The organism is Clostridium sp. (assembly GCF_051654825.1).
Taxonomy (GTDB): domain Bacteria; phylum Bacillota; class Clostridia; order Clostridiales; family Clostridiaceae; genus Clostridium.
On record NZ_JBOFYU010000145.1, the window covers coordinates 1 to 1,736 of the forward strand.

General features: G+C 29.7%; 2 protein-coding genes, 1 tRNA gene and 1 rRNA gene. 1 reads left to right on the forward strand and 3 read right to left on the reverse strand.

Annotation, left to right across the window (positions count from 1 at the left end; all coding sequences use genetic code 11):
- Window positions 1–630, reverse strand: a 630-nt coding sequence (locus ACRDBA_RS08830; RefSeq protein WP_438572556.1) for a peptidylprolyl isomerase, incomplete at its 3' end; no start/stop codon positions are given.
- A 177-nt stretch (window positions 631–807) separates the two neighbouring features.
- Here ACRDBA_RS08830 and ACRDBA_RS08835 point away from each other — a divergent pair.
- Window positions 808–1,260 carry a peroxiredoxin gene (locus ACRDBA_RS08835; RefSeq protein WP_438572557.1) on the forward strand — a complete coding sequence of 151 codons (453 nt, stop codon included), beginning with the start codon at window positions 808–810 and terminating at the stop codon, window positions 1,258–1,260.
- 220 nt (window positions 1,261–1,480) lie between these two features.
- Here the strand turns inward: ACRDBA_RS08835 and ACRDBA_RS08840 are convergent.
- Window positions 1,481–1,556 (reverse strand) — tRNA-Phe (locus ACRDBA_RS08840).
- Between the two features lie 5 nt (window positions 1,557–1,561).
- Window positions 1,562–1,678: ribosomal RNA gene (gene rrf, locus ACRDBA_RS08845) — 5S ribosomal RNA — on the reverse strand.
- Window positions 1,679–1,736 lie beyond the last annotated feature (58 nt).

Consider the following 1,736-nt stretch of genomic DNA (forward strand, 5'->3'; position numbering starts at 1 on the left):
AGCTTCTACTGCATCATTCTTTGCTTCTACCATTATTAAGTGGAATCCAAATTGTGTTTGAACTGGCTCACTTACTGCTCCTATTTCTAAAGCAAATGCAGCTTGCTCAAATTCTGGAACCATCATCCCTCTACCAAAAGCACCAAGATTTCCTCCTTGATCCTTAGATGGACAGCTTGAATATTTCATTGCAGCTTGTTCAAATGTATCATTACCAGCTACTATTTCTTCTCTTATCTTTTCACATGTTTCTTTTGAATCTACTAATATATGCTTAGCTGACACTGTTGGTTGTTGAGTAAACATATTTTTGTTTTTATTGTAGTACTCTAAAGCTTCATCATCAGTAACAGTTATTTCTGATAATACTTTATTTATAGTAGTTTGTGTTAATAATTCTTTTTCAACTTGCTTTAAGCTTGCTTTAAACTCTTCTGTTTCATTTAACTTTAATTCTTCTCCAAGCTTACCCATTAAATCAAAAGCAATTACTTGTTCTAGTAATTGTTTCTTTCCTTCTTCAGTTGAAAAATATCCTCTTCTATCTTCTGGATATCTCATTATTAATGCTTGTAAATCTGATTCTTTAATTTCATTTCCTGCTATAACAGCTAAAACTTTATTTTCCATTTTAAGGTCTCCTTTATAGTTAATACTCTTTACACTTAATTATATCAAAATTAATGGTAATATATAATATATTTGTTCTTTTTATCTCATAAATTAATGTAAACATTCTTTGTTTATTGATAATAATTATCCATAATAGTATAATAATCTTATTAAAATTAATTTCGGAGGTTTATTATGATTGAAATTAACAAATTAGCACCTGATTTTAAACTTATGGGTTCTGATAATAAGGAGCATTCACTAAGCGATTATAGAGGAAAAAAAGTAATTCTATACTTCTATCCAAAAGATAATACTCCAGGATGTACAACTGAAGCATGTGATTTTAGAGATAATCACGATAAAATCTCTTCATCAAATACAATAGTTATTGGTATAAGTAAAGATTCTCTATCATCACATGAAAAATTTATAAACAAATTTGACTTACCATTTGTTTTATTAAGTGATGAGGAAAAAGAAGTTTGCGCTCTTTATGATGTTATTAAAGAAAAAAATATGTATGGTAAAAAGGTTTTAGGAATAGAAAGAAGTACATTTATAATTGACGAAAATGGAATTCTTATTACAGAATTTAGAAAAGTTAGAGTTAAAGGACATATTGATACTGTATTAGAAAGTATTTAATTATCACTATTATGTTAAAAAGGATAGATTTTTTAATCTATCCTTTTATTATTCAAAAAATATTTAATTAATAACACTACATAACATCTCTTTTGAATACTTACCACTTAAACTTCTTATACTAAATAAACATTAGAATATTCTTATAATATGAAGTATTCTATGTAAAAATTTATTTATGCAAAAATAAAAAGCACTAACAAAAGTTAGTGCTTTTTCCTGGTGGCTCGACCAGGAATCGAACCAGGGACACGAGGATTTTCAGTCCTCTGCTCTACCGACTGAGCTATCGAGCCACATGACCTGGCGACGTTCTACTCTCCCACACAGTCTCCCGTGCAGTACCATTGACGCTGTAGAGCTTAACTGTCCTGTTCGGAATGGAAAGGAGTGTTTCCTCTACGCCATCATCACCAGATGATTTAGTTCTTTATGAACTTTTCAGAGAGTGTTCTCTGAAAATTGCACATGAATTC